At 67.4% G+C, this 25,309-nt stretch carries 27 protein-coding genes; 9 read left to right on the top strand and 18 right to left on the bottom strand.

Features of this window, described 5'->3' with window-relative positions; all coding sequences use genetic code 11:
• The 4 genes from E0E30_RS04305 to E0E30_RS04290 all read left to right on the top strand — a co-directional run.
• On the top strand, positions 1–738 hold a 738-nt coding region (locus E0E30_RS04305), incomplete at its 5' end, for an ISL3 family transposase (protein ID WP_130866737.1).
• A 65-nt stretch (positions 739–803) separates the two neighbouring features.
• Positions 804–1,781, top strand: a complete 978-nt coding sequence (locus E0E30_RS04300; RefSeq protein WP_130865240.1) for a Rep family protein — start codon at positions 804–806, stop codon at positions 1,779–1,781.
• Positions 1,782–1,828: 47 nt separating this feature from the next.
• The gene (locus E0E30_RS04295; protein WP_130865239.1) at positions 1,829–2,161 is read left to right on the top strand and encodes a hypothetical protein; all 333 of its coding nucleotides are present in this window, start codon (positions 1,829–1,831) and stop codon (positions 2,159–2,161) included.
• A gap of 216 nt (positions 2,162–2,377) precedes the next feature.
• Entirely contained in the window at positions 2,378–3,880 is a 1,503-nt protein-coding gene (locus E0E30_RS04290; protein WP_130865238.1) for a hypothetical protein, read from the top strand.
• 64 nt (positions 3,881–3,944) lie between these two features.
• Here E0E30_RS04290 and E0E30_RS04285 read toward each other — a convergent pair whose 3' ends face one another.
• Both E0E30_RS04285 and E0E30_RS04280 read right to left on the bottom strand, forming a co-directional pair.
• Positions 3,945–4,139, bottom strand: coding sequence for a hypothetical protein (locus E0E30_RS04285; RefSeq protein WP_130865237.1), 195 nt, complete (start codon positions 4,137–4,139; stop codon positions 3,945–3,947).
• Between the two features lie 9 nt (positions 4,140–4,148).
• The gene (locus E0E30_RS04280) at positions 4,149–4,700 is read right to left on the bottom strand and encodes an antirestriction protein ArdA (RefSeq protein ID WP_130865236.1); all 552 of its coding nucleotides are present in this window, start codon (positions 4,698–4,700) and stop codon (positions 4,149–4,151) included.
• A 145-nt stretch (positions 4,701–4,845) separates the two neighbouring features.
• On the opposite strand from E0E30_RS04280, the gene E0E30_RS04275 reads away from it, so the two are divergent.
• From E0E30_RS04275 to E0E30_RS04265, 3 genes are read left to right on the top strand one after another with little or no spacing between them, the layout of a single operon-like run.
• A complete protein-coding gene (locus E0E30_RS04275; protein ID WP_130865235.1) occupies positions 4,846–5,952 on the top strand; it encodes an adenine-specific methyltransferase EcoRI family protein in 1,107 nt (368 codons plus the stop codon).
• 3 nt (positions 5,953–5,955) lie between these two features.
• Positions 5,956–7,128: a GmrSD restriction endonuclease domain-containing protein gene (locus E0E30_RS04270; protein ID WP_130865234.1), complete on the top strand. Its 1,173-nt coding sequence runs from the start codon at positions 5,956–5,958 to the stop codon at positions 7,126–7,128.
• Positions 7,128–8,354 carry an AlbA family DNA-binding domain-containing protein gene (locus E0E30_RS04265; protein WP_130865233.1) on the top strand — a complete coding sequence of 409 codons (1,227 nt, stop codon included), beginning with the start codon at positions 7,128–7,130 and terminating at the stop codon, positions 8,352–8,354. The genes E0E30_RS04270 and E0E30_RS04265 overlap by 1 nt, the downstream gene beginning before the upstream one ends.
• 365 nt (positions 8,355–8,719) lie before the next feature.
• On the opposite strand, the gene E0E30_RS04260 is transcribed toward E0E30_RS04265, so the two are convergent.
• Together E0E30_RS04260 and E0E30_RS04255 are read right to left on the bottom strand one after the other, a co-directional pair.
• Entirely contained in the window at positions 8,720–9,229 is a 510-nt protein-coding gene (locus E0E30_RS04260; protein WP_130865232.1) for an NUDIX domain-containing protein, read from the bottom strand.
• Between the two features lie 342 nt (positions 9,230–9,571).
• A complete protein-coding gene (locus E0E30_RS04255) occupies positions 9,572–10,408 on the bottom strand; it encodes a DMT family transporter (RefSeq protein ID WP_210115771.1) in 837 nt (278 codons plus the stop codon).
• Between the two features lie 236 nt (positions 10,409–10,644).
• Here E0E30_RS04255 and E0E30_RS04250 point away from each other — a divergent pair, with 236 nt between their 5' ends.
• On the top strand, positions 10,645–13,371 hold the full coding sequence (locus tag E0E30_RS04250; protein WP_130865230.1) for a N,N-dimethylformamidase beta subunit family domain-containing protein: 2,727 nt from the start codon (positions 10,645–10,647) through the stop codon (positions 13,369–13,371).
• A 31-nt stretch (positions 13,372–13,402) separates the two neighbouring features.
• Positions 13,403–13,711, top strand: a complete 309-nt coding sequence (locus E0E30_RS04245) for a DUF2316 family protein (protein WP_167853882.1) — start codon at positions 13,403–13,405, stop codon at positions 13,709–13,711.
• 28 nt (positions 13,712–13,739) lie between these two features.
• On the opposite strand, the gene E0E30_RS04240 is transcribed toward E0E30_RS04245, so the two are convergent.
• The 14 genes from E0E30_RS04240 to rpsP form a co-directional block, all read right to left on the bottom strand.
• Positions 13,740–14,900 carry a DNA-processing protein DprA gene (locus tag E0E30_RS04240; protein ID WP_130865228.1) on the bottom strand — a complete coding sequence of 387 codons (1,161 nt, stop codon included), beginning with the start codon at positions 14,898–14,900 and terminating at the stop codon, positions 13,740–13,742.
• Positions 14,897–16,423, bottom strand: a complete 1,527-nt coding sequence (locus E0E30_RS04235) for a YifB family Mg chelatase-like AAA ATPase (RefSeq protein WP_130865227.1) — start codon at positions 16,421–16,423, stop codon at positions 14,897–14,899. Before E0E30_RS04235 ends, E0E30_RS04240 begins: the two co-directional genes overlap by 4 nt.
• A complete protein-coding gene (locus E0E30_RS04230) occupies positions 16,420–16,848 on the bottom strand; it encodes a YraN family protein (protein ID WP_130865226.1) in 429 nt (142 codons plus the stop codon). Before E0E30_RS04230 ends, E0E30_RS04235 begins: the two co-directional genes overlap by 4 nt.
• Before the next feature lie 139 nt (positions 16,849–16,987).
• A complete protein-coding gene (locus tag E0E30_RS04225) occupies positions 16,988–17,296 on the bottom strand; it encodes a DUF2469 domain-containing protein (RefSeq protein WP_130865225.1) in 309 nt (102 codons plus the stop codon).
• Entirely contained in the window at positions 17,293–17,937 is a 645-nt protein-coding gene (locus tag E0E30_RS04220) for a ribonuclease HII (RefSeq protein ID WP_245306495.1), read from the bottom strand. The genes E0E30_RS04225 and E0E30_RS04220 overlap by 4 nt, the downstream gene beginning before the upstream one ends.
• Positions 17,938–17,948: 11 nt before the next feature.
• The gene (gene lepB, locus E0E30_RS04215; protein ID WP_130865224.1) at positions 17,949–18,731 is read right to left on the bottom strand and encodes a signal peptidase I; all 783 of its coding nucleotides are present in this window, start codon (positions 18,729–18,731) and stop codon (positions 17,949–17,951) included.
• Between the two features lie 190 nt (positions 18,732–18,921).
• Positions 18,922–19,287: a 50S ribosomal protein L19 gene (gene rplS, locus E0E30_RS04210; protein ID WP_130865223.1), complete on the bottom strand. Its 366-nt coding sequence runs from the start codon at positions 19,285–19,287 to the stop codon at positions 18,922–18,924.
• Between the two features lie 277 nt (positions 19,288–19,564).
• Positions 19,565–20,338 (bottom strand): succinate dehydrogenase/fumarate reductase iron-sulfur subunit, encoded by a 774-nt coding sequence (locus E0E30_RS04205; protein ID WP_130865222.1) that lies wholly within the window; start codon positions 20,336–20,338, stop codon positions 19,565–19,567.
• Entirely contained in the window at positions 20,335–22,365 is a 2,031-nt protein-coding gene (locus E0E30_RS04200) for a fumarate reductase/succinate dehydrogenase flavoprotein subunit (RefSeq protein WP_130865221.1), read from the bottom strand. Before E0E30_RS04200 ends, E0E30_RS04205 begins: the two co-directional genes overlap by 4 nt.
• Positions 22,365–23,015 carry a succinate dehydrogenase cytochrome b subunit gene (locus tag E0E30_RS04195; RefSeq protein WP_245306494.1) on the bottom strand — a complete coding sequence of 217 codons (651 nt, stop codon included), beginning with the start codon at positions 23,013–23,015 and terminating at the stop codon, positions 22,365–22,367. Before E0E30_RS04195 ends, E0E30_RS04200 begins: the two co-directional genes overlap by 1 nt.
• Before the next feature lie 171 nt (positions 23,016–23,186).
• On the bottom strand, positions 23,187–23,894 hold the full coding sequence (trmD, locus tag E0E30_RS04190) for a tRNA (guanosine(37)-N1)-methyltransferase TrmD (protein WP_130865220.1): 708 nt from the start codon (positions 23,892–23,894) through the stop codon (positions 23,187–23,189).
• A complete protein-coding gene (gene rimM / locus E0E30_RS04185) occupies positions 23,891–24,421 on the bottom strand; it encodes a ribosome maturation factor RimM (RefSeq protein ID WP_130865219.1) in 531 nt (176 codons plus the stop codon). Before rimM ends, trmD begins: the two co-directional genes overlap by 4 nt.
• Before the next feature lie 126 nt (positions 24,422–24,547).
• Positions 24,548–24,802, bottom strand: coding sequence for an RNA-binding protein (locus tag E0E30_RS04180; protein ID WP_130865218.1), 255 nt, complete (start codon positions 24,800–24,802; stop codon positions 24,548–24,550).
• A 2-nt stretch (positions 24,803–24,804) separates the two neighbouring features.
• Positions 24,805–25,224: a 30S ribosomal protein S16 gene (gene rpsP, locus E0E30_RS04175; protein WP_130865217.1), complete on the bottom strand. Its 420-nt coding sequence runs from the start codon at positions 25,222–25,224 to the stop codon at positions 24,805–24,807.
• Positions 25,225–25,309 lie beyond the last annotated feature (85 nt).

The following is a 25,309-nucleotide window of genomic DNA, read 5'->3' as shown; positions in this document are numbered from 1 at the left end:
CGCGACGGCACCGGGGCCTCCCGGCTGCTCGACATGGTGGCGGGACGTTCCAAGAAGGTGTTCAAGACCTGGCTGGCCGGCCGCGACCAGGCCTGGCGCGACCGCATCCAGATCGTGGCGATGGACGGGTTCACCGGCTTCAAGACCGCAGCCGCCGAAGAACTCCCGGCCGCGGTCGAGGTCGTGGATCCGTTTCACGTCGTGCAGCTCGCCGGCGACCAGCTCGATGTCACCCGCCAACGCGTCCAGCAGGACACCACGGGCCATCGGGGCCGGGCGGGCGACCCCCTGTTCGGGGTCAGGCTGACCCTGCACACGGGCCGGGACCTGCTCACCGACCGGCAGGCCGCCCGCCTGGAACAGGTGTTCGCCGCCGACGCCCACGCCCCGGTCCAGGTCACCTGGGCGGTCTACCAGGAGATCGTGGCCGCCTACCGCGCCGAGAACCGTGCCGAGGGCAGACGCATCATGGCCCACCTCATCGACGCGATCGCCACCAAAGTCCCGAAGGCCCTGCCCGAAGTCACCACTCTGGGCCACACCCTGAAGAAGCGGGCCGACGACATCCTGGCCTACTTCGACCACCCCGGGACCTCGAACGGGCCCAGTGAAGCCATCAACGGCAGACTCGAACACCTCCGCGGCATCGCCCTGGGATTCCGCAACCTCACCCACTACATCACCAGATCACTCCTGGAGACCGGAGGATTCAGACCCCGACTACACCCTGGATCCTGAAGAGCCCCATTGTCCCTGGCCGCAGAAGGCCTCGCAAGAACACCCCGCGCCACCGGAGGTGGCTGGTGACGTCGAACATCGAGTTCGGTCTGACCCGTCGCGTGGTTGACGAGCGACTGGCTCACCATCCCAACGTGCGGCTGTTCGTCGGCATCGTCCACGACCGCGACGGCGAGACCCACACCCACGTCGGCATCGAGCTCAAGGAAGCCCGCACCGCTGGAGGAGTTGAGAAGATGCTGGGCGTCCCGGTCATCGTGAAGCCGTACGTGGGCCAGAAGGGCGATCCCACCGCGTGGGGGCTGACGGTCAAGTACTTCCTGCACGAGACCGCCGACAGCCGTGACAAGGCCCACTACGACATGGCCGGGGTCTTCAGCTCCCGCGACTTCGATCCTGCATCGGCGCTGGCCGCTCTGGAGGAGCGCGATCGGCGCGAGGTGGAGACCTTGGCACGGGCAGAGCGCCTCATCAGGACCGGGGCGATCCAGAACCGCATGGAGCTTGCCGACCGCTTCACCGATGCCTTCTTGGACAAGCACTGGAAGCGTCTCGATGCCCTTCTGAAGACCATGTGGGAGCGCCGCGCGCTGCGGGGTTTGGCAGCGAAGGAGCGCACACGACAAGAGCGCATCGCGGCCAAGGAGCGGGAACAGCAGGCTGCCCAAGCGGCCCATGGTGACGGCGTCGCTCAGGGCCTTGGGAAGCAGGCCACCCCGTCCCCTGAGCATGAGGCAAGTGGTCATGTCGAGACGCGCCCAAGCCCCGTGGCATCTCGCAGCGAACTGACCACGGCGCTGCTCGCGAGCAACGACATGGCCACGGTCGAGGCCCTCGTGGACCGGATTTCGCGGGAGTGGGACGCGGACGACGGCGACCTCATCTACGGGTTCTGCATCGAGGATCTGCAGGCCGAGCTGACCGATGGAGCGCTGTCTAACGACGGCCTGCTCATGGCAGCCGCGTGGACCACCGACTGCAACGTCATGCGTCACAAGACCCTCGACCACAACATCGCCGAGATGGTCGCGCTCGGCCAGTGAACCCCACCGTGCGGCACCCGCCGCACCGACCCGAAAGGAACATCATCATGACCACGAAGACCGCTCGGACCGCGTCCGAGATCGAGGACGAGATTCGCGCGCTGCGCCGTCAGGCGCGGGCCGCGAGGAGGGCCGAGGCTGCCGCTGAGGCGGCCCGGCTGGAGGCCGCGCTGCTGGCGCTCGGGCGCGCCGTCGCGGCCCAAGGCGGTGCCACCACGGCCGAGGAGGTGGACGCCCTACGCGACCAGCTCACCGGCCACCCCGGGTCGCAGGATGTCCCGGATTCCGCGCCCACCTACGAGGACGAGGGCGACCAGCCCGAGTCCGAGCACGACGCCCACGAGGAGCCCCAGTGGGGCTCCGAGGAAGGGCAGTCGTGACTCCCTGCGCCGTAGGCGCGGCCCCCGGCAGGGCCCCGGACAAACTCAAGGGCGCGCAGCGCCCGCCGAGTTTGTCTTACGGGGTTAAGACAAGCACGAGTGGGTGGGGGCGAAGCAGGATCCGCCCACTCGGGGTTGTCGCCGTTGGCTGGTGGTCGGTGGGTGCAGGGGCCCGACGAACGACAGACAACCGAACGACGAAGGAGTGAGATCACGATGGCCAATGTGACGGGCCGCGCCGGGTTCCACGCGACGCACGCGAAGAGTGCGGGCGAGCGGGTTCCGGCGGTTGACGAGATGATGCGCAGCTTGGACCCGGAGCGGTCCGAGTTCTGGGCCAGCATCAACCCCAGCATTGTGCTGGCCGACGAGCATTTGAACGTCGAGCTGGTCAACGACGGTGCGGGCAACATGGTGCCGTGCACCGACCGCGCCCAGGTCATCGCATACGGGCAGCAGCGCATCGCGCGGCTGCACCGGGCACTGACGCCGGACCACCTCGACAAGAACGGCAAGAAGGTCGGCGGCACGGTGACCACGAGCTTGCTCGTGGCCCACCTACCGAAGTCGATGTGCGTCGAGGTGCCGGGTGCCTACCCTCGCTTCCGCCGGGACGGATCGCCCATGCTGGACGCGAACGGGGAGCATATGTTCCGCAGTCGGTGGGTGCCCCGCGACCGGGACGAGGCACTGCGCTACTTCGCCGACGTGCGGGCGTTCCTGTGTGAGAACGTGGTGCCCGGCGGACATGACGCGCTGCTGGGCGAGTCGGATCAGTTCAGCGAGTCCACCCCTCACGCGCAGTTCATGTTCGACACCTTCGCCGACCACCCGGACAAGCCGGGCAAGCTCCGCTCCGAGGCATCACAGGCGTGGTTCTCGCACCGCGACGTGAAGGACGACAAGGGCCGGGTGAAGTCCGGCAAGGCGAAGATGCGCGACTACCACGCCCAGCTCAAGGCGTTCCTGATCGCCAAGGGCTATCCGATCTCGCCTGACTTCGACGAGGAAGCCCACATGACCGGCTTTGAGAAGGACATGTTCGGCGAGCTGGAAGACCTCAAGGCCGAGGTCGCCGAGGCAGACAAGCGCGCACAGCTCGACATCGCCAACGCCGCCCTCATGGCCGCTGAGGCTGCCCAGACCCGCGACCAGACCAAGGCCGCGAACTACCTCGCCAACGACGCGCGCAAGGACGCCAAGCTCTACCTCGACGCCGCCAAGCGCGACGCGGCCACAATCCGCTCCGAAGCCCACGAGACAGGACGCTCCGAAGGGTACGAGCGGGGCCGCTCCGAGGGGCTGGCGAGCGTCGCTGCTGTTGCCGCCGAGTGGGCAGAGGCCGACACTGCTGGCCACGGTGAGGGGCCATCCCATCGCCGCGCTCGGCAGGCTGCTGAGGCGGCTGGGCGCGCCGCTGCCGAGGCTGATCGTCGCGCAGCCACCAGCGACCGCCAGAAGGCCGCCGAGGCCCGAGCACGGGACGAGCAGGCCGAGCGGGCGCACAACGTGGCCCGCGACGCCGAGCTGAGTCGCCTCCGCGCCGAGGAGCCGGACGTGACATGGTGGCTCGACAAGCCCCGCAAGAACGGGCGGGCATACCGCGAGATCTACGACCATGAGGTCGCCGCCCGGCGCAGGACTCGCGCACAGTTCGAGGCCAAGGCGGAGGAGCTCGAGCGGAAGGTGACCCATGATGACGACCAGCTCGGTCGCTGACATCACGAAGGAGAAGGGCACCTCGAGGACACATGTCCTCGAGGTTCCCCATGGGTGCTGCCGGTCAGTGGTCGGCATCCTCGCTCATGTCGAGGGAGCCGTCGGGCAGGGTCCAGCGCTCGAACCATCCGGAGATGCTGGAGTGCAACTCCTCGGCGGTCTGGTCGTCGAGGTCGGCGTCGATCCCGGCGAGGACACGGTCGGCGCTCTGGTCGGTTTTCTGCTTGATCTGATCGGGTGTCAGGTCGTGGTCGGTCATGGTTGCTCCTCAGGGGTTGGTGAACACGAACACGCCGCCATCGGCGGCGGGCATCACGGTGTAGTCGAAGACGAGGTCGCGTCTCCACACAGACCAGTCGAAGTACGGCTGGAGGTGCTCGGGGATCCCGGCCAGCAGGTCGATGTCGTCGGCGAGCTGGCCGCAGAAGCTCTCCCAGGACTCCCAGCAGCCCGCGTAGGCGTCCAGGAAGTCCGACACCACGGGTACGTCGCCGCAGCCCTGGGCGATGTAGCAGCCGGACGCCACCCACGCGCCCAGGGCATCCCACAGGTGGGGTTCCAACTCGGTGTAGACCTCACCCCAGGCGACGGCCTCGCCGAGGTCCATCTCCCGCCCGACCGGGACGCCGTCCAGGTCGAAGACCCACAGCTCGGGGTCGGGGCAGCACAGCCCGCCGGGACGGTGCTGGTGCACGGCGACGGCATCGACGGACGCGGCCTCGCGGATGTCGAACCATTCCCCGACCAGCTCGTCCAGCGAGTTCCGGCAGGTGAGGCAGCCAGCCCAGATGGACGGCGGCGTGTTGGTGGTCGTGGACATGGCAGCGCTCCTCGTCTTGCCCGCGCCGGAGTCCCTCCCCGGCGCAGGTGTGCTCCCGGCGCGACGCCGTCGCGCTCGTCGCGTGGGGTTACAGGGCTCTGTCAGACCGCCCCGATAGCCTGATCTACGAAGGAAGGAAGAGACGATGGCGAACACCAACCTCAACTCCGCACGGTGGGACGCTGGAGACGAGTTCTACACCCAGTGGGCGGGCATCGAGCGGGAGATGAACGCCTATCTGGAGTTCGATCCCGATGTGTTCCGGGGAAAGACAGTCCTGCTGCCCTGTGATGATCCCGAGTGGTCGAACTTCAGCAAGTACTTCGCCCTGCACTTCTCGGAGTTCGGCATCAAGAAGTTGATCTCCACGAGCTATGCGCCGCAGAGCAACGCCGAAGGAGCGTTCTACACGCCCACCCTCTTCGACGACCCGCAGTTCGACCAGAGCAAGGACCAGACGCACGGAAAGATCTTCACGCTGGAGGCCGAGGACGTCAGCGGCGACGGACGGGTAGACATCGACGATCTCAAGTGGACCTATCTGGAGGGCGACGGCGACTTCCGCTCGCCCGAGGTCACCGCACTCAGGGACGAGGCGGACATGGTGATCACCAACCCCCCGTTCTCGCTTTTCCGGGCCTTCGTCGCCTGGCTGCTGGACGGGCATGTCCAGTTCTCCGTGATCGGCAGCAGCAACGCGGTCACCTATAAGGAGGTCTTCCCTGAGATCAGGGATAACGTCTTTTGGAAGGGTGCCACCGCCAACAGCAGCGACATGGTCTTCGGCGTTCCGAAGGGGGCTGCGGTAAAGGAAGCAGATCGCCTCAAGGCCGAGCGCATGGGGTACCCGTCCGACGAGAAGAATGACTACACCCGACTCGGGAACTCATGCTGGTTCACCAACATCGAGCACGGCAGACGTCATGAGCCCTTGCAACTTATGACGATGGCGGACAACCTGCGCTTCAGCAGGCACCAGGCTCTGCGGGGAGGCGAGTACCTCCGGTACGACAACTTCGACGCGATTGAAGTCCCCTTCGTGGATGCGATCCCCTCGGACTACGACGGGGTCATGGGCGTTCCCGTCTCCTTCCTCGATAAGTACAACCCTGAGCAGTACCGACTGATCGGGATGAGCGCCTACGGTCAGGTACCGCGCGAGCTCAAGATCCCGTTCAAGGAGGGACATCACCGGCCCTATGTGGGCGGCGTCGCCAAGTTCCAGCGCGTGCTGATCCAGAAGAGAGGCTGACCCATGAAGACCGAGCTGAAGCACTACACCGTCGGGGAGCTGACGGAGGGGTTCGTCTACAACGAGCTGGAGGCCAAGGGCCTGTATGGGCTGGCCGGGAAGCTGGTGATCCAGCCGGAGTACCAGCGCAACTACATCTACAACGACGGGAAGCGCGACGTGGCGGTCATTGACTCCATGCTCAAGGGCTACCCGTTGGGTCTGATCTACTTCGTCGACGCCGGGAACACGCTGGAGGTGCTGGACGGCCAGCAGCGCATCACCAGCATCGGCCGGTTCGTGACGGGCAAGTTCGCCATCATCCGCAACGGCAAGGAGCAGACGTTCTCGTCGCTACCCGGCGAGGAGCGGACCAAGATCATAGACACCGAGCTCCTGGTCTACGTCTGCACGGGCGCGGAGGCCGAGATCAAGGAGTGGTTCCAGACCATCAACATCGCAGGCGTCCCGCTGAACAAGCAGGAGATGAACAACGCCATCTACTCCGGCCCGTTCGTCACCGCCGCCAAGGCCGAGTTCTCGAACTCCCAGAACGCGCTCCAGCAGAAGTGGGCTGCCTACGTCAAGGGCGACCCCAAGCGCCAGGAGGTGCTGCAGGAGGCCCTCGACTGGGTCTCTGCAGCCCAGAACCCGCCCCAGAGCATCGAGGGCTACATGGCGGCTCACAGGGCCGATACGGGAATCGCCGAGCTCAAGACCTACTTCACCAGCGTCATCGACTGGATCGACGGGGTCTTCCCCGGCGTCCCGGACAAGAACATGCGCGGGCTGGAGTGGGGCCGCCTCTACCGTGAGCACCACACCACGCCCTACAGCCCGGCCACTATGGCCGCCGACGTGGAGGACCTGCTGGGCGACCCGCAGGTTCACGACAAGAAGGGCATCTGGGAGTTCCTGCTCGGCGGCAAGACCCAGACCAAGCTCCTCAACGTCCGAGTCTTCGACGAGCCCACCAAGAAGGCCGCCTACGCCCAGCAGACTAAGGCCGCGCAGACCAAGGGCGTCTCGAACTGCTCCTACTGCGCCATCGGTCACGACGGCAACCAGACCAAGATCTGGGACCTGAAACAGATGGACGCCGACCATGTCGCCGCGTGGTCCAAGGGCGGCAAGACCGACCTGGCCAACTGCGAGATGCTCTGCCAAGCCCACAACCGCGCCAAGGGGAACCGCTGATGTCGACAACACCGCTTAACCACTACTTGGGGCCCACCGTCGGGCTCATCCCTCTGTCCACCTGGGAAGAGCTCTCGGCCGCTGCAGAGGGTGGGTCCTTCGAAGAGACGCAGTGGGTCGAGCTCAAGCAGATGCTGAAGCCCGGCAAGCCCGGCAACGCGGAGCTGGCAAAGGATCTCGCGTCGTTGAGCGTGCACGGGGGCGTGTTGGTGATCGGCGTTACCGATGCCGATCACGAGGTGGTCGGCTGCGACATCGACGGCTACGTCACCAGGATCTCGCAAGTGGCGGCTACCCGAGTCCATCCGCCTCTGAGCCCTGTCATCTATCCCGCCATTCCTAACCCGAACGATGAATCAAAGGCGGTGCTTGTCGTTGAGGTTCCGGCATCGCCATTGGCGCCACACATGGCAAACGACACCTACTGGGGGCGTTCCAGTGACGGGACCCGCCCGCTCTCGGATGCCGACGTGCGCTTGCTGATGCGGGTCCGGGCCACGACCAACGCCTCGTTCAAGCAGCGACTCCTAGCCATGGTCGAGGACGATCCGGTCAACAAGCGGGTAATTGAAGCGCCGACTGGGAACGGTCACATCTATCTATGCGCAGAGCCATGTGCGCCAGTCGTGGGACGCGCGGACGACTTCGATTTCGCACGCGTCGTAATGAACGAGGTTGGCGGATGGGACGCCCAGACCGTGGGTGCTCTTCGGGAGCGCTCGCGGGATCCATTGGGACAGGCACTGGCGTATCCGTCGGCGGCGGATGCTGTGGTCGAGCGTCGGTACGAAGACAGCGTGGCACACCTGTTGCTCAGGGATGACGATTCGAGCGTGGAGTTTGTCAGCGGAGGGGGCACGTACTACCGCCTCCGAGGGCCCCGTGGTGAAGCTGATATGGAGGTGCTTGGGACGGGCATCATCATCAGCGCAGTGCGAGAGTTCCTCGAGCTCGTGCGTGTCCTGTCGCTTCAGCACTGGGGCTACCAAGGTCAATGGCGGATAGGGCTGCATGTCACCGGTCTTGAAGGCAAGCACGTCTCGTTCAACGACATCATGCGCCGCGACGTGACCTTCCCACGGGACACCCTGACGACACAGATCACGACGGCCCCTGCCGCTTGGGCAGAGGGAGCGGTTGACCCTGTTGCCCGGCAGTTGCTTGCGGGCTTCCTGCGTGCGATCGGCTGCGAGGCGTGGGATCTGGACACCGTGGCGAGTCGGTAGCTGGGGGCTCATCCGTTGCGCATGCGTTGCAACTCACCGGACTTGAGGTATTATCCCTAGTCAGAGGCCCAAAAAACATAGCTTCAAGTCCTCTCTCGGACACTTCGACCGATGGGTCGTGGTCAGGAGAACACCTGGTCACGACCCATTCGTCGTTCTCGGGGAGCTGCGCACACTGCCGCACGGCCACTCATCGGCACGGATAGGGCAGGTGGAAGCATGGTCGAGTCGGGCACGTGACCAGCCTCAGGCCGCGAGACCGCGCGGCGGACCCATCGCCGACGCAACGGTGGGCGAGTGTCACGGCTCCAGTCGAGAACAGCTTGCACGTCAAACGAGGAATGGCGCCCACGCCCACGTGAACCTCAAGATCGCGAAGCGCACGACGAAGGCGTGGGCAAGGACCGTTCGCTGTCCAAGGGGCTGGGACGGGGTTCCTGGTCCGGGATGAGTGACCCGATCATGACGCTCAAGCCGCAGGCCAGTGCGTGGGCGTCAGCCAACGCCGTCCAGCGGCACGTCCAGGTCGGTCCCTTGGCGCCATTGTCAGGATCGGGCTCTCCTGCTTGCCATGGTTCGTTGATGGGCGCGTCCGTCGTCAGTTCGAAGAAGTGGCGATGCATGATCTCATGCCGATAGGGACTGATGTCGTAGTCGGTCTCGCCGAGCTTGCGAACGATGCGTAGATCTGCAAGTCCAGTCTCTTCCCGAGCCTCGCGTAGCGCCGCATCCTCCGGGCGCTCTGACGGTTTGATGGTTCCGGCTGGAACCTGGACGCCGACCTCTTCGAGGGGAACACCGTCATGGGTGAACGTGATGACATGCTCATCACGGACGATGTAGCAGACGACCTTGTTCGTGCGCTTCTTGGACATCGGGTCATCGTAGATGCAGGTGGCGCGCAGTCGCGGAGGGCACGCTCCCGGCACGGCTCACTGTCGCGTCCACTCTGACGCTTCGTCCCTCCTGCAGGCATGAGTTCGTGGCCCACGGCGTGAACTCTTCAATTGCTCGTTCGGACACATCGGGGAACCGCGGTCGATCGCCGCGATGAGCCGGGGTTCTCTCCGCTCCCGGGTGGTGGCGTGGCCGTCGGCATCGAGGTGACGGGTGGAGATCTGACGTGGAGGCCCGGATTCCGGCGATGTCGCGTCGCAAATGCCCTCTCCACGTCGAATGTCCACCCTTGGCGCCGACCGAGTGGGTCGCGCCGGCCGTCACGTTGACTCGGTTTCCCCCGCTCGCACGCCGATGATCGACGCCACGGTGATGAGCACTCCCCCGATGACGATCCGCGCGGTGAGGTGCTCGCCGCCGAGGAGCACGGCGAAGAGGGCAGCGAAGACCGGCTCGAAGGTCATGAGGATCGCCGCTCGCGTCGGAGGGATGTGTCGCTGTGCCCAGGTCTGCAGGAGCATCGTGGCGATGCCCGACACGACGGCGGTGTAGAGGATCGGGCCCCAGGCCCCGGCGGCGTGCGGCACGACGATCCCGCCCGGCAGCGCCGAGCCCAGGCAGATGATCTCGATCCCGACGAGCTGCACGGCGGCGAGCGCGACGGCGTCGATGGTCGTGACGAGCCGCGACAGGACGACGATGTGAACCGCGTAGAGGAGCGCACCGAGGAGGGTGAGGGCCTCACCGAGGTTGCCCTGGGCGGTCCCGGTGAGGCCGAGCATGCCGAGCCCGGCGGTCGCCAGGAGGATCGCGCCCCACCCCACCAGCCCCATCCGGGTTCGGAAGACGACCCACACCAGGAGCGGGGTGAGGATGACATAGGTACCGGTGATGAACCCCGAGATCGAGGCGGACGTGTGGCGCAGGCCAACCGTCTGCGCAACCTGTGCAGCGCCGTAGATCATGCCGAGCAGGAGCCCTGTCCCCCACTGCTGACGCGGGAGTCCGCGCAGCCGGGGCCAGAAGATGAGGGAGCCGAGTCCGGCGGCGATGGCGAATCGCACGGCGAGGAAGTCGAAGGGGTCCATCGCCGTGACGGCACCCTTGATGATGAAGAAGCTCGAACCCCACACGGCCGTGACCACGAGGATTGCCACGTGAGCCAGGGCGGAGGCCTGCACAGCGCCCGTTCTCCCTGCATCAGGCTTCATCGCCCCGGACACCATGGTCCGAGGCTGGCAATCGGGCGCACGTCGGAGCCGTCTCGACCGGGTGGAGGTCCACGTCGATGCTGCACCCCGGCACGTCGCAGGACGTCCACCATCTGCCGAATGTAGTGTCCAGCCCAGGAACGCTGCGGCACGGGCCCGCAGTCCTGTCGATCGGACCAGTCATGAGATCACCGTCCTCCCGCCCTCGGCCACTCACCGTCGTGCACTCGCGTCGCCTTCGGGCAGCGGCCATCGGCGTCGTCATGGCGCTGACAGCAGTCGTCGCCCCTGGCGCCATGTCCGAGGCCCACGCGGCCCTGCCACAGCTCGGAACCTCGTGGGTCCGCGACGAGAACCTCAGGACCGGTACCGACGCCTGGAAGATCCCGGAAGGTCAGGTCGCGGACGACGATCAACTCTCGGCCTACTCGACGCAGACCAGCTTGACGGCTGGCCAGCCTCTTACGCTGAGGATCTCGTCGACCGTGGCCACCTCGGCCACGCTCGACGTCTACCGCATCGGATGGTACGGCGGCACCGGCGGGCGTCTCGTCACCTCGGTCGACGGTCTGGCCATCCGCAACACCGACACCCTCAGCGCATGTCAGGCCGCGCTGCCTGCGACGAGCACGGCATGCAGGACGACCTGGCAGACGGTCACTGGCGTGTCAGACGCCGGTGCGTACACGGTGAACGCGTCGGCATGGTTGTCGAGCGCACCCGTCGACACGACGGACTGGCCGGCCGGCGACTACCTTCTCAAGCTCACGATCACGGACCCGTCGGCCCAGTCGACGCACGTCTCCAAGTACGTTCCACTCGTCATCAGGTCCACCGAATTCACCGGGAGGACGACGCTCGTCAACGCGACGATGACATGGCAGGCCTACAACCGCTGGGGCGGCTACTCCGCGTACTACGGCCCGACCGGGGACCCGACCCGCTCGCGCGTGGTCACGTTTGATCGGCCCTACTCGTACCCGATCCAGCCCGACAACCCGCCCACTGGCGGCCCGTGGTCATTCCTCCAGTTCGAGCGGGCAAGCGTCGTCGAGGCCGAGAGACTCGGTCTCAACCTCGCCTACGCGACCTCGGAGGACCTCCACGCCCGGGGAGACTCCCTCAGCGCCGCGACCTCCGTCGTCATGCTGGGCCACGATGAATACTGGTCCAACCAGATGTGGTCGACGATGACACATCTTCGTGACTCAGGCGTCAACTTGCTGTTCTCGGGCGCGAACTCGATGTGGTGGCGAATTCGCCTCAGCGATGACATGCGCACCATGACGATCTACAAGGACTCCACCGAGGACCCGGTCGCCGATCCGTCGAATGGGCTGCCACTCAAGACCGTGAACTTCCCGCTCGAGGGGCAGGAGGGCATGGTTCGCCTGCTGGGAGCGGCATACATCACCAGCGGCATCAGCGCGCCACTGACCATCACCGACCTGCACATGTTCCTGTTCGACGGAACCGGGGCGACCCGCGGACAGCAATTCGAGGGACTGCTCCAGAACGAGGTGGACCAAGCCCGGGACTCCACCGAGAATCCCGATGGCATGGACATCGCAGCACATTCCGCATTCGTCAAGGGCGCGACGCCACACTGGGCCGACATCACCTACTACTCGACCCCCTCGGGTGCTGGTGTGCTCAATCTGTCGTCGATGGCCTTCAACCTCGCGATGGAGGACTACCTACCGTTCGGACGAGTGGCCAACATCCCGGCCAGCTCTAAGACGTTCGCACGCCAGGTGTTCGACAACGCCCTCACCGCCGTGGCGAGACCCCACCTCGGCCAGGTCCACCCGTCGACCGGGAACTGGAGCGACGTCCTGCGGACGACCCCCCACCCGGCGCTCAGCGCGCCCACCCTGCAGGTCGCCCCGGGCCCGGGCTCACTGACGATCATCGTGTCCGCGTCGTCCGGAACACCACAGGTCCAGGTCGACGGCAAGGACGTCACGATGACCTCGACGAGTCCGACCCGGTTCCGCGCCGTCGTCCCTGCCGCCGTCGGGACCCATGCCGTACGCGCCAGGACCATCGCCGATCTGTTCGAGGCCACGTTCGGACCATGGACCTCGGCCAGTGCCACCGTCAGCTCCGCCGAGTGCCAGACCTACCCCGATGCGTCCACCACGCCGACCACGGCCACCGGTGCCCTGGGAGATGCCTCGGGAGACTCCATCGCGGACGTGTGGAGCGTTGATTCCTGTGGCACGCTTCTGTGGCACAGGACCTCGGGACGACGGATCGTCTCCACCGTCACGTCAGGACGTGGCTGGCATGCGATCACTGCGCTCGCTCAGATTCCGGACGTCAACGGTGACCACCGTTCCGACCTCATGGCTCGACGCACCGATGGCACCCTGTGGTCGTACCTGTCGCTCGGCAATGGCCGAGTCGTCACGGGACGACAGATCGGATATGGCTGGAACGGCATGGACATCATCGCCCCTGCGGGCAGACTGTCCGGCTCGACCACGCAGTACGTCGTCGCGCGCGAGGCGCGGACCGGTGACCTGTACCGGTACGAATTCCGCTCTCAGGTACTCACCAACAAGACGCGCATCGGGAACGGTTGGCAGAGCGCACGCATGATCTTCTCGATCGGCGACTCCAACGGCGACCACCGCGAGGATCTTGCCATGATCCGGCAGGATGGGACCCTGTGGCTCTACCGTGGCACGGCATCGGCCGGCTTGGCTTCCGGGGTGCAGACCGGCAATGGTTGGACGTCGTTCGTGACGGCCTTCTCCCCCGGGCAGATCGGCGGGTCATCGGCTCCCGACCTCGTCGGTCTCAAGGAGGATGGCTCGGTCTGGGAGTACGACTCCGTCGGAGTCTGGTGGAGTCGGCCGAGCCTCATGGCCTCCGGCTTCACGGATCGTCGACTCATGGCCTGACTCGACCGGACCGTCGGTCCACAATGGATCCATGTCCCTCAACTCCGTCCAACGCGCGCAGACCTCCTGTGAGCTGCACGAGCTTCGCTCCCTCCTGCCCGTGTCGGACGCAGACCTCGTCGACCGGCTCGGCCTGAGCGTCATGGACCTGCGTGACGTCCTCGACGTCACCGGCCGGGTCGATCCGCGCGAGGTGTGGCGGGTCCGCGACACCCTCGTGTCGGTCGCCGAGGCCCACGACATCCCCGTGCCGCGATTCACCGTGCTCTCCGAGGACCGGAGATCGGCCGCCGAGGGGTGGTTCGGGTCCTGGACCGTCCCCGACGTCGACGACCTGTGAACGTCGCCTTGCAGGTCTGACGCCCTCCTCATCGCACCGCCCCACGCCCCGCAAGGGTGACCGACCAGGTACCGTCCGACGCCCGCCCGGCCATCCCCCGGGCATCGAGGCACTCGAGCAGGTCGAGGCACTCGGGCACCCGTAGTCCTGACCGCATCGCCACCTCGTCGACCGACATCGTGCCGCGGGCAGGAAGCACCTCGTGCACCATGAGGAGGGCTCCGGAGAGGGCGTCGGTGGGCCGCGTCGGCCCTGGGTCGCGAGGGAGCTCGGGCTGCAGCGGGCCGACGACGGACCGCACGTCGTCGGCGTCCCTCACGAGGATGGCCTCACCGTCCCTCAGCAGCCGGTGTGGTCCGCGTGAGGTCGACGAGGTCACCGGACCGGGCACCGCCATGACCGGCCTGAGGATCGAACTGGCCCAGGTCGTCGTGTTGAGGGCCCCCGAGCGCACCCCGGCCTCGACGAGCACGGTGCCCTGGGACATCGCCGCGATGAGCCGATTGCGCGCCAGGAATGCCGGACGGGTCGGCGTCGTCCCGACGGGGACCTCCGAGACGAGTGCCCCCGACCGGGCCATGGCCTCGAGCACCACGGCATTGCCACGTGGGTACGGCGCGTCGAGACCACCGGCCTGGACACACACCGTGACCCCGCCGGCGGCCAGGGCCCCACGGTGAGCGGCCACGTCGATGCCGAAGGCTCCGCCCGAGACGACGCACCAGGGCGACTCGACATCGTCGTGCCCACCCTCACCCCTGACGCGAGCCAGGTCGTACCCGAGGTTCGTCGCGACGTCCTGACCGTAGGCGCTGGCAGCGCGCGACCCGACGACGGCGACCGACCGCCGACAGGCCATCGCCAGATCCGCCGGCCCCAGCACCCACAGCCCGACCGGTGGCCCACCGCCTGTCTCCGGTACTAGGACGAGATCGTCGAGGCCAGCCGGCCACTCGTCGTCGCCGGGCACGACGAACCTCACCCCGACCTGCTCCGACCGCGCGAGAAGTGCCGGCAGGTCGAGGCACGCTGCGCGGCGGCGTCTCGGCCCGTCACCGTCACCGCCCCTCAGCCGGCCCCACACCTCAGGGGCGTCGGCCCGCCCCAAGGCCTCACGCAGCCACGGGTCACCCGGGACACAGACCGCCCCCAACGCGGCCCTGGCCCGGCGATCGTCATCCCACGTCACTCCTGCTCCCCTCGTCGTAGCGCCATGGCCCGGCGCACCTGTGTCGGGCCGACCTCGTCCACCCCCGCCAGATCGGCGACCGTCCAGGCCAGGCGTAACACCTTGTCGACCCCACGTGCCGACAGTCGTCCCCGCGCCAGGGCGTCCTCGACGACCGCCGAGGCGTCCCGCGACGGTGGGTGACGCCGCAGGTGCGACCCGGGGACGTCACCGTTGACCCGCCATGGCGTCCCGGACCACCGCCGAGCAGCCCGGGCACGGGCTTCGGCGACCCGTCCCAGCACCGTCGCGCTCGACTCCCCGGTCGGCAGCGCCCCGACCCCGAGCAGATGGGCCGACCTCAGCGGCCGCAGCCCCTGGTGGACGTCCACCCGGTCGAGGATCGGTCCGGACAGCCGGTGTCCGTACCGGATGACCATCTGCGGTGTGCACCGGCAGGTCCCGGCCGGGTCATCGGCCATCCCGCAGGGGCAGGGATTGAGCGCCAGGACGAGCTGGAACCGTGCCGGATAGCGGGTCTGGGCCTGCGAGCGGCCGATGGTGACGTGGCCGGTCTCCAGAGGCCCGCGCAAGGCGTCGAGCACCCGCGGTGGGAACTCGGGGGCCTCGTCGAGGAAGAGCACTCCCCGATGGGCCAGCGAGATCGCCCCTGGCCGGGCGATCCGCGCACCGCCACCCACCATGGCCGCCATGGAGATGCTGTGGTGCGGCTCCGACAGGGGCGGACGGGTGAGCAGGCGTCCGGTGTCGTTCGTCCCGGCCAGCGAGTGAAGGGCGGTCACCTCGAGGGCCTCCTCGTCGGACAGCTCCGGCAGGATCGACGGCAGGCGCGCCGCCAGCATCGACTTGCCGCAGCCGGGAGCACCCCGCATGAGCAGGTGATGTCTGCCGGCCGCCGCCACCTCGAGGCCGTACCTGGCCTCCTCCTGCCCCAGGACGTCGGCCAGATCGGGGCACGCCGAAGGCCGATCCTCGGCCGCCTCCGTGACGTGCGCGTCGACGATGACCAGCCGACCGTGGAGCACCTCGACGAGGTCGCGCAGGTGAGCGACCGGCCAGATCGTCAACCCGGCGACGAGTTCGGCCTCGGTCACCTGCCCCGCCGGGACGACCGCCCGCTCGAACCCGGCCTCACGAGCGGCGAGCAGCGCAGGCAGCACCCCACGGACCGGACGCACCCGGCCGTCCAGGCCGAGCTCACCCATGAGGACCGTCGAGCCGAGGAGGGTCGTGGGGACGACCCCCACCGAGGCCAGTGACGCGGCGGCGATGGCCAGGTCGAAGTGGGTGCCGGCCTTGGGCAGGGAGGCAGGGGTGAGGTTGATCGTCAGGGCCTGGGTGGGCCACGACATGCCGGCGGCTGCGACGGCGGCGCGGCACCGGTCGCGAGCCTCGTACAGGGCGGCGTCGGGCAGGCCGACGAGCACGGTGCGTGGCAGCCCGGCCGAGATGGCTGCCTCCACCTCGACCATCGTGCCGTCCATACCCACCAGCGCCACCGACCAGGCACTGGTGGCGGTCATCGCCGGATCCCTCGGACGTGCGAGATCTCGGGCGGGCCGCCGTCGACCCGCACGACCCCGATGGCGTCGAGACGAATGCGTGGCACGTACTCGCCGGTCTCGACGAGCCAGGTGAGAGCCAGCTCGGAGAGCTTGCGCACCTTGGCCGGCGTCACCGCCTCGAGTGGGTCGCCGTACCCCCGTCCCGACCTCGTCTTGACCTCGACGACGACCACCCAGTCGTCGGGGTCCCGGGCCACGATGTCGATCTCCCCACCACGACAGGCCCAGTTGCGGGCCAGGATCGTCCACCCCAGGGCCTCCAGATGGGCGACAGCCACGTCCTCACCCCAGGCGGCGACGTGATTGCGCGAACCCCTTCGGGCACGCAGCGCGGCCCCCTGACGGGTCGTGGGAACGGTTGACGGGACGGGTGCAATGGGCATCGGGACCACCTCCACCCACAGTTATCGGGGCGAAGGCACCGGATCGGACAGTTGTCCACAGACCACTTCGTATCTCGGTCGAACTGGTGAGTTGTCCACAGGACCGGGACCCTCCCGCCCGGCCACATCCGCCGGGGAGCTACTTCGAGGGCACCTCGAAGTCCGAGTGTGCGATCTCTTCGATCGACACGTCGCGGAATGTCAGCACCTTGGCACTCTTGACGAACCGCGCCGGTCGGTACATGTCCCACACCCAGGCGTCCGCCATGGACACCTCGTAGTAGACGTCGCCCCCCTCGGTGCGCACCTTGAGGTCCACCGCATTGCACAGGTAGAAGCGCCGCTCGGTCTCGACGGCGTAGGTGAAGATCCCCACGACGTCCTTATACTCACGATAGAGCTCGAGCTCCGCGCGGTTCTCGTACTCTTCCAGATCCTCGGCACTCATGATGACTGAACTCTAGCCGCTCGCCGCACGTTCCCGTAGGTCAACCGGTGCTCCGTCGACGGCCCCAGCTCCTCGAGGTGCCGTTGGTGCAGAGCGGTGACATATCCCTTGTGCACGGCGAACTCGTAGCCGGGCACCTCGTCGTCGAGGGCCACCATGATCCGGTCGCGGACGACCTTCGCCACGATCGACGCCGCGGACACGCACGCGCACACGGCGTCGCCCTTCCACATGCCGAGGTTCGGTGCGTCGAGTCCTGGCACCGCGAAACCATCGGACAGGACGTATCCGGGCCGCACCTCCAGGCGGTAGGTGGCCCGCCGCAGCCCCTGGAGGTCAGCCTCCTGCATCCCGAGCCGGTCGCACTCGGCGGCGCTCACCAAGGCCCAGGAGACCGCCGCAGCCCGCTCGCAGATGACGTCGAAGAGCCGCTCCCTGGCGCGCGCCGTGAGCTTCTTCGAGTCGGCCAGCCCGTCGATGCGTCCGGCCCCCGAGTCGTCCAGCACCACTGCCGCCGCCACCAGGGGCCCGGCGCAGGCACCGCGTCCTGCCTCGTCACATCCGGCCACCGGTCCCAGCCCGCACCGGGCGAGCAGCCGCTCGTGCCCCCGGGGACCGGCCTCCACGCGCAGGGCGTTCACCGGCGTCGGCCTCACCCGCAGCCGACTCCCTCGGGGATGATCGTCGCCTTGGCGGGAGCGCTCCCCGAGCGGTCGGGGATTCCCTGGAAGGTGGAGGGGATCGACAGCACCCGGATGCGGTTGAGCGGCACGAGAATGGCCTTGGCGGGCCCGACGACGTCCGCCTCGGAGATGAACGCCGGCGCGCCGCGGTAGGCGTCCGGGTCGAGGTCCGCCAAATGGCACCGGGAGTCACCGGAGGCGTCCCGATGGTCGCCCATGACGAAGATGCGCCCCTTGGGGACGACGACCTCGAAGGGCACGGCCGCCGGGGCGACCATGTGCCCGCCCTCGCTGTACAGGTACGAGGTCTCGTCGAGAACCCTGCCGTTGACCGACATCCTCCCCTGCGGGTCACAACACTTGACGGTGTCGCCGGGCATCCCGATGACCCGCTTGATGAGGTAGTTCGAGCTCGTGTTGGGGAGCACCCCGATGAACTCACCGATCTGCTCGGGAATCGACCTCTTGCGCGGGTTGGGGCCCAGCCAGTGGGCCGAGTCCTTGAAGACGACGATGTCCCCGCGGTGGAAGTCCATGGTCTTCATGGCGATGACCCGGTCACCGGGGATGAGGGTGTTCTCCATCGACCCCGACGGAATGACGAAGAGCTGGCCGACGAAGGCCCGGATGACCGCGGAGATGATGAGAGCACCGACGACGATGAGGACGAGCTCCTTGCACCCGCGCAGGAAGCGATCCCAACCCGAGGCCTCGGGTGCGTTCTCGGTGGTCGTCCGCTCGGTGTCGTTCACGGGTCGTCCTGCCCGGCACCGACGCTGGGCCGGGACCCTCCCGGCGTGCCGATGCCAGGGGAAGTCTAACCGCGCCGAGTCCCGGCCCACCGCACGCGCGCACCCGACCCGTCACGGACGATCCCCCCACGATGCGCCGAGGGGGCACCCACACGACGTGGGCGCCCCCTCGGGACGATGACGACCTCGATCAGGCCTTCGAGCCGCGGGCAGACCCGCGCTCCTTGATCTTGGCGGCCTTGCCGTGCAGACCACGCAGGTAGTACAGCTTGGCGCGACGCACGTGACCGAGACGATCGACCTCGATCTTGTCGATGATCGGGGAGTGCAGCGGGAAGGTGCGCTCCACGCCGGTCCCGAAGCTCATCTTGCGGACGGTGAAGGACTCCTGGACGCCGCCACCGGTGCGGGAGATGACGACCCCCGCGAACACCTGGACACGGCTGCGGTTACCCTCGACGACCTTGACGTGCACCTTGACGGAGTCGCCCGGGCGGAACTCGGGGATGTCATCGCGCAGGGCGGCCTTGTCGATCTCGCTGATGACGTTGTTCATGTCTGTTCCTCGCCGGTGCCACAGGTCACCTGGTGTCTGAAAGTCAATGGTGGGTCCTCCACGCTCCGAGCGATCCCCCCGTGGCAGGAGTCGGACGCGGACAACAGCAGGTCATTCTGCCACGCGGGACGGCGTCAGTCCACTCTGCGCCACCTCGAGGCCTGCCGCGGGGCCGAGGCCCGGGGACGCGGTGTGGGTCCCCCCGGATCTCCGGGGGGACCCACAGTCCTCACCTGGCCGATGACGTCAACCAGCGTGTTCGGTCAACGTGTGACGGTCAGTCGTCCTTGCCCTCGTGCTTGAAGAGGGAGGCGATGAGGTCGCGGTTGAGCTGGCTGATGGACTCCAGCGGGATGCCCTTGGGGCACACGGCGGCGCACTCACCGATGTTCGTGCACCCACCGAAGCCCTCGGCGTCCTGCTGGGCGACCATGGCCTTGACGCGACGAGCCCGCTCCGGCTGACCCTGCGGGAGCATGGCCAGGTGGGTGATCTTCGCCGAGGTGAAGAGCATCGAGGAGCCGTTCGGGCAGGCAGCCACGCAGGCGCCGCAGCCGATGCAGGTGGCGGCGTCGAAGGCCCGGTCGGAGCGCTTCTTGTTGACCTGGACGGCGTGGGCGTCGGGGGCGGCACCGGTGTTGACCGAGATGTAGCCACCGGCCTCGATGACCCGGTCCAGAGCGGTCCGGTCGACGACGAGGTCGCGCAGGATCGGGAAGGCACCCGACTTCCAGGGCTCGATGGTGATCGTCGAACCATCGGCGAAGGACCTCATGTGGAGCTGGCAGGTCGTCGTACGGACCGGCTGGGCCACACCCATACCGCCGTGCGGGACGCCGTTGATGACGACGCCACACTGACCGCAGATGCCCTCGCGGCAGTCGGAGTCGAAGGCCACCGGCTCCTCACCCTTGGCCGTGAGCTGCTCGTTGAGCAGATCGAGCATCTCGAGGAAGGACATGTCCCCCGAGACCCCGTCCAGGGTGTACTCGACGAGCTTGCCCTGGGCCCGGGTGTCGTGCTGGCGCCAGATGCGCAGATTGATCTTCACTTGTAGCTCCTCTGCTTGACCTGGATGGACTTGTACACCAGCGGCTCCTTGTGGAGGACGGGCTTGTGGCCCTCACCGGTCCACTCCCAGGCGGCGACGTACTGGTAGGTGTCGTCGTGACGCAGGGCCTCGCCCTCGTCGGTCTGGGACTCGGCCCGGAAGTGGCCGCCACAGGACTCGCGGCGGTGCAGGGCGTCGATGCACATGAGCTCACCGAGCTCGAGGAAGTCGGCCAGCCGGCCGGCACGCTCGAGGGTCTGGTTGAGCTCCTCGTTGACGCCGGTCACCTTGACGTCGGTCCAGAAGACGTTGCGCAGGTCGCGGATGAGACCGATGGCCTTCATGAGGCCGGCCTCGTTGCGCTCCATGCCGCAGTACTCCCACATGATGTGGCCGAGTTCCTTGTGGATCGAGTCGACCGTGCGGCTGCCGTTGATCGACAGCAGCTTGGTGATGCGGTCGTCGACGGACTTGCGGGCCTCGACGGCAGCCGGGTGCTTCTCGTCGACGACGTCGAACTTCGGGGCATCAGCCAGGTAGTCCGTGATGGTGTTGGGCAGCACCCAGTAGCCGTCGGCCAGGCCCTGCATGAGGGCCGAGGCGCCGAGTCGGTTGGCACCGTGGTCGGAGAAGTTGGCCTCGCCACAGACGAAGAGGCCGGGGATCGTCGACTGCAGGTCGTAGTCCACCCAGAGGCCACCCATGGTGTAGTGGACAGCCGGGTAGATCCGCATGGGAACCTCGTAGGGGTTCTCGTCGGTGATCCGCTGGTACATGTCGAAGAGGTTGCCGTACTTCTTCTCGACGGCATCCTTGCCCAGACGCGAGATGGCCTCGGAGAAATCGAGGTAGACGCCACGAGCGCGCATGTGCTCGGTGCCGTCCGCGTCGATCTCCTTGACCTTCGGCCCGACGCCGCGGCCCTCGTCGCAGCGGTACTTCGCCTGACGGGAGGCGATGTCACGCGGCACGAGGTTGCCGAAGGACGGGTAGATCCGCTCGAGGTAGTAGTCGCGGTCCTCCTCGGGGATGTCCCGAGGATCCTTGCCGCAGTCCTCCTCGCGCTTGGGCACCCAGATGCGACCGTCGTTGCGCAGCGACTCGGACATGAGGGTGAGCTTCGACTGGTTGTCGCCGTGCACCGGGATGCACGTCGGGTGGATCTGCGTGTAGCAGGGGTTGCCGAAGAAGGCACCCTTGCGGTGGGCGCGCCAGCTCGCCGTGACATTGCAGCCCATGGCGTTCGTCGACAGGAAGAAGACGTTGCCGTAGCCACCGGTGGCCAGGACGACGGCGTCGGCGAACCACTCCTCGACCTTGCCGGTCACCATGTCACGGGTGATGATGCCGCGGGCACGACCATCGGCGACGATGAGCTCGAGCATCTCGTGGCGGGTGTGCATGTGGACCGTGCCGGCATGCACCTGACGCTCGAGGGCCTGGTAGGCGCCGATGAGCAGCTGCTGGCCGGTCTGGCCTCGGGCGTAGAAGGTGCGCTGCACCTGGACGCCGCCGAAGGAGCGGTTGTCGAGCAGGCCGCCGTACTCACGGGCGAAGGGGACGCCCTGGGCGACGCACTGGTCGATGATGTTGGCGCTCACCGCGGCCAGGCGGTAGACGTTCGTCTCGCGGGCGCGGTAGTCACCACCCTTGACGGTGTCGTAGAAGAGCCGGTAGACGGAGTCGCCGTCGTACTTGTAGTTCTTCGCCGCGTTGATACCACCCTGGGCGGCGATGGAATGCGCCCGGCGGGGGGTGTCCTGGTAGCAGAAGCTCTCGATGTGGTAGCCGGCCTCGCCGAGGGTGGCGGCAGCCGAGGCGCCGGCCAGGCCGGTGCCGACGATGATGATGTGCATCTTGCGGCGGTTGGCCGGGTTGACCAGACGAGAGGTGAACTGGCGGTTCGGCCAGATCTTGTCGATGGGAAGGTCGTGATCGGCCTTCGTGTCGTTGATCTCAGCGCCGACCTGCCAGTACTGGGCGGCCAGCTCCTCCTGGTGGGAGTTCTCAGTGACGGACGTGGACATCAGGAAATCACCCCGAAGAGGACGAGGAACGGCGGCAGCATGAAGCCGATGAGCAGGACGACGGCGACGAGCCACGACAGGACACGCAGCACCTTGCGGGCCACCACGGAGTTGTTGACGCCGAGGGTCGCGAAGGCGGCCCAGAAACCGTGGCTGACGTGCATGCACACCGCGATGATCGCGATGAGGTAGATGAGCACGTACCACCAGTGGCCGAAGGCCGTGATGACCATCCCGGCGCGACCCAGCGCACCGTCATGCGGGTTGCCGAAGGCGGCCGGCATGATCGTGAACTGGAGCAGGTGCAGGATGAGGAAGAGGACGATGATGATGCCGCCCCAGATCATGGTGCGAGCAGCGTAGGTGTTCTCCGGGGACAGGCTCTTCTTGATGGAGTACCGCCCGGCGCCACCGCGTCCGGCGCGGTTCTGCTTGTCGACCCGGAAGGCCGACCAGATGTGCAGGACGATCGCCGCGAGCATGAAGATCCGGAACAGCCACAGGAAGGTCTCGCCCGGCAGCAGGGGGTTCGCGATACGACGCAGGAAGCCCGCGTAGTTGTTGAACTCGTCGGCGCCCCCGAGGAGCTTGAGGTTGCCGAACATGTGCATGAGCAGGAAGAAGATCAGGATGCATCCGGTGACGGCCATCAGGGCCTTTGCCGCGACGCTCGACCGCACTGCTCTCTGATGAGTACTAAGTGTTGTAGTCGCCACGGGTCCACCCTAGCCAATCCTTGTCGAATCGGTTGCACCAACCCCCCTACTTGGTCGCGTATTCAAGCATCCTTGTGGCGCCAATTTGGAAATGAATTGATGACCTTATTCCTCGGGGCCGAGAAGGTCGGGGCGACGGAGCCGCGTGAGGGCGACCGACTCGTCGTGCCGCCACCGCGCGATCCGGCCGTGGTGGCCGCTCATGAGGACATCCGGGACGTCGAGCCCACGCCACGACACCGGCCGGGTGTACACGGGGTACTCGAGGAGACCCTCCTCGCCCATCGAGTACGACTCCTCGGCCAGCGACTCCGGATTGCCGATGACCCCGGGCACGAGGCGGACGACGGCCTCGGTCACCGCCAGGGCCGCCACCTCGCCACCGTTGAGGACGTAGTCGCCCAGGCTGAGCTCGTGGACGGTCCACCTCGCCGCGGCGTAGTCGATGACCCGCCGGTCGATGCCCTCATAGCGTCCGCAGCAGAAGACGATCCGCTCCACCCCGGACAGGTCCTCGGCCTCGGCCTGGACGAAGGGCACCCCCGAGGGGGTCGGCACGACGACGTGGATCGACGGATCGGGGGCGGTGCCCAGCAGCTCGTCGAAGGCCTCGCCCCACGGATCGGGCTTCATGACCATGCCCGCTCCCCCTCCGCACGGGGTGTCGTCGACCGTCCGGTGACGATCATGGGTCCACCGGCGCAGGTCGTGGGCGTGCACCTCGACGAGTCCCTGGGTGATGGCCTTGCCCAGCAGCGAGATCTCGAGGACGTCGAAGTACTCGGGGAAGATCGTCAGGTAGTCCAGTCTCATCGGGCCTCCTCGGCTGCGTCATCGAGCAGTCCCCCGGGCTCGACGACGGTGAGCGTCCCGGCAGCGAGGTCGACGGTCGGGACGAGCTCACGGACGAAGGGCACCATCCGCTGGACGTCCCCCGTCCCGACGACGAGGAGGTCCTGGGCGGGCCCGTGGACGACGTCGACGACGACCCCGAGCTCCATCCCGTCCGGGTCGACGACGCGTAGTCCGCGCAGTTGGCGGTCGTAGTACTCGTCGTCCCCGTCGGGACGCTCGTCGGGGTCGACGCGGACGACGAGGATGCGCCCTTGGAGGGCCTCGGCGGCGGTGCGGTCGGTGACCTCCTCGAAGGCGACGACGAGCGATCCCTTGGACCAGCGGGTACGTGCCACCGTGAGCCGCTGTCCGGTGCCCTCGATGACGAGTTCGGCACCGGTACGGAAGCGGATCGCGGGTTCGTCGGTGCGCACGTCGACGACGACCTCCCCGCGCAGCCCGTGGGCTCTGCCGACCCGTCCGACGACGGCCTCGACCTGGCTCATGTCACGTCCCTTCCTCCCCGTCCCCCGGGGTGTCGTGTGGGCTCCGGCGCCGGCACCGGGAGGGCCCTGGAATGGACGTGACCGTGACCCCTCGACGGGATCACGGTCACGTGTCAGCTTCTGCGCTCAGAGGCGGCGGCCGCCCCGGCGATCGACGTCGACGAAGTCGATCCGGACCTGCTCGTCGCCGGCCAGTGCGGCGATCACCGTGCGCAGGGAGGACGCCGTCCGTCCCTGTCGTCCGATGACCTTGCCGATGTCAGACGGGTTGACCCTCACCTCGAGCATGCGCCCGCGGCGCAGCTCCTTGTCACGCACCCTCACGTCGTCAGGACTCGAGACGATCCCGCTGACGAGGTGCTCGAGGGCGTCGGCCAACATGCTCAGGCCTCGGCGGAGTCGTCGGAGGAGGCCTCCGGCTCGGACTCGACGACCTTCTTCGTGATGGCCTCACGCGGGGCGTCGTCGGCCTCGGCCAGGGCGGCGTTGAAGAGCTCGTCCTTGTCGGCGCGGGCCGGCTGGGGGTCGATGCCGGCGGGCGTCTTGTCGCCGGTGAACTTCTGCCAGTCGCCGGTGCGCTTGAGCAGGGCGACGACGGCCTCGGTCGGCTGGGCGCCGACACCGAGCCAGTACTGGGCGCGCTCGGAGTCGATGACGATCTCGGACGGATCGTTCTTGGGGTGATACTGGCCGATCTCCTCGATGGCACGGCCATCGCGCTTGGCGCGCGAGTCCATGACGACGACGCGATAGTGCGGGGTGCGGATCTTGCCGAGACGCTTCAGACGAATCTTGGTAGCCACGTGTGTGGAATCTCCTGTGGGACGGACCCGGGCGGACCCGGGGCGAACGGGGTGGGGTCGAGGTCGGTGCGGGGACACCGGTCGA

This window comes from Acidipropionibacterium timonense (assembly GCF_900605005.1).
Classification (GTDB): Bacteria; Actinomycetota; Actinomycetes; order Propionibacteriales; family Propionibacteriaceae; genus Cutibacterium; species Cutibacterium timonense.
The sequence above is the reverse complement of the archived record's forward strand: the minus strand, read 5'-3'. Positions and strand labels throughout refer to the sequence as shown.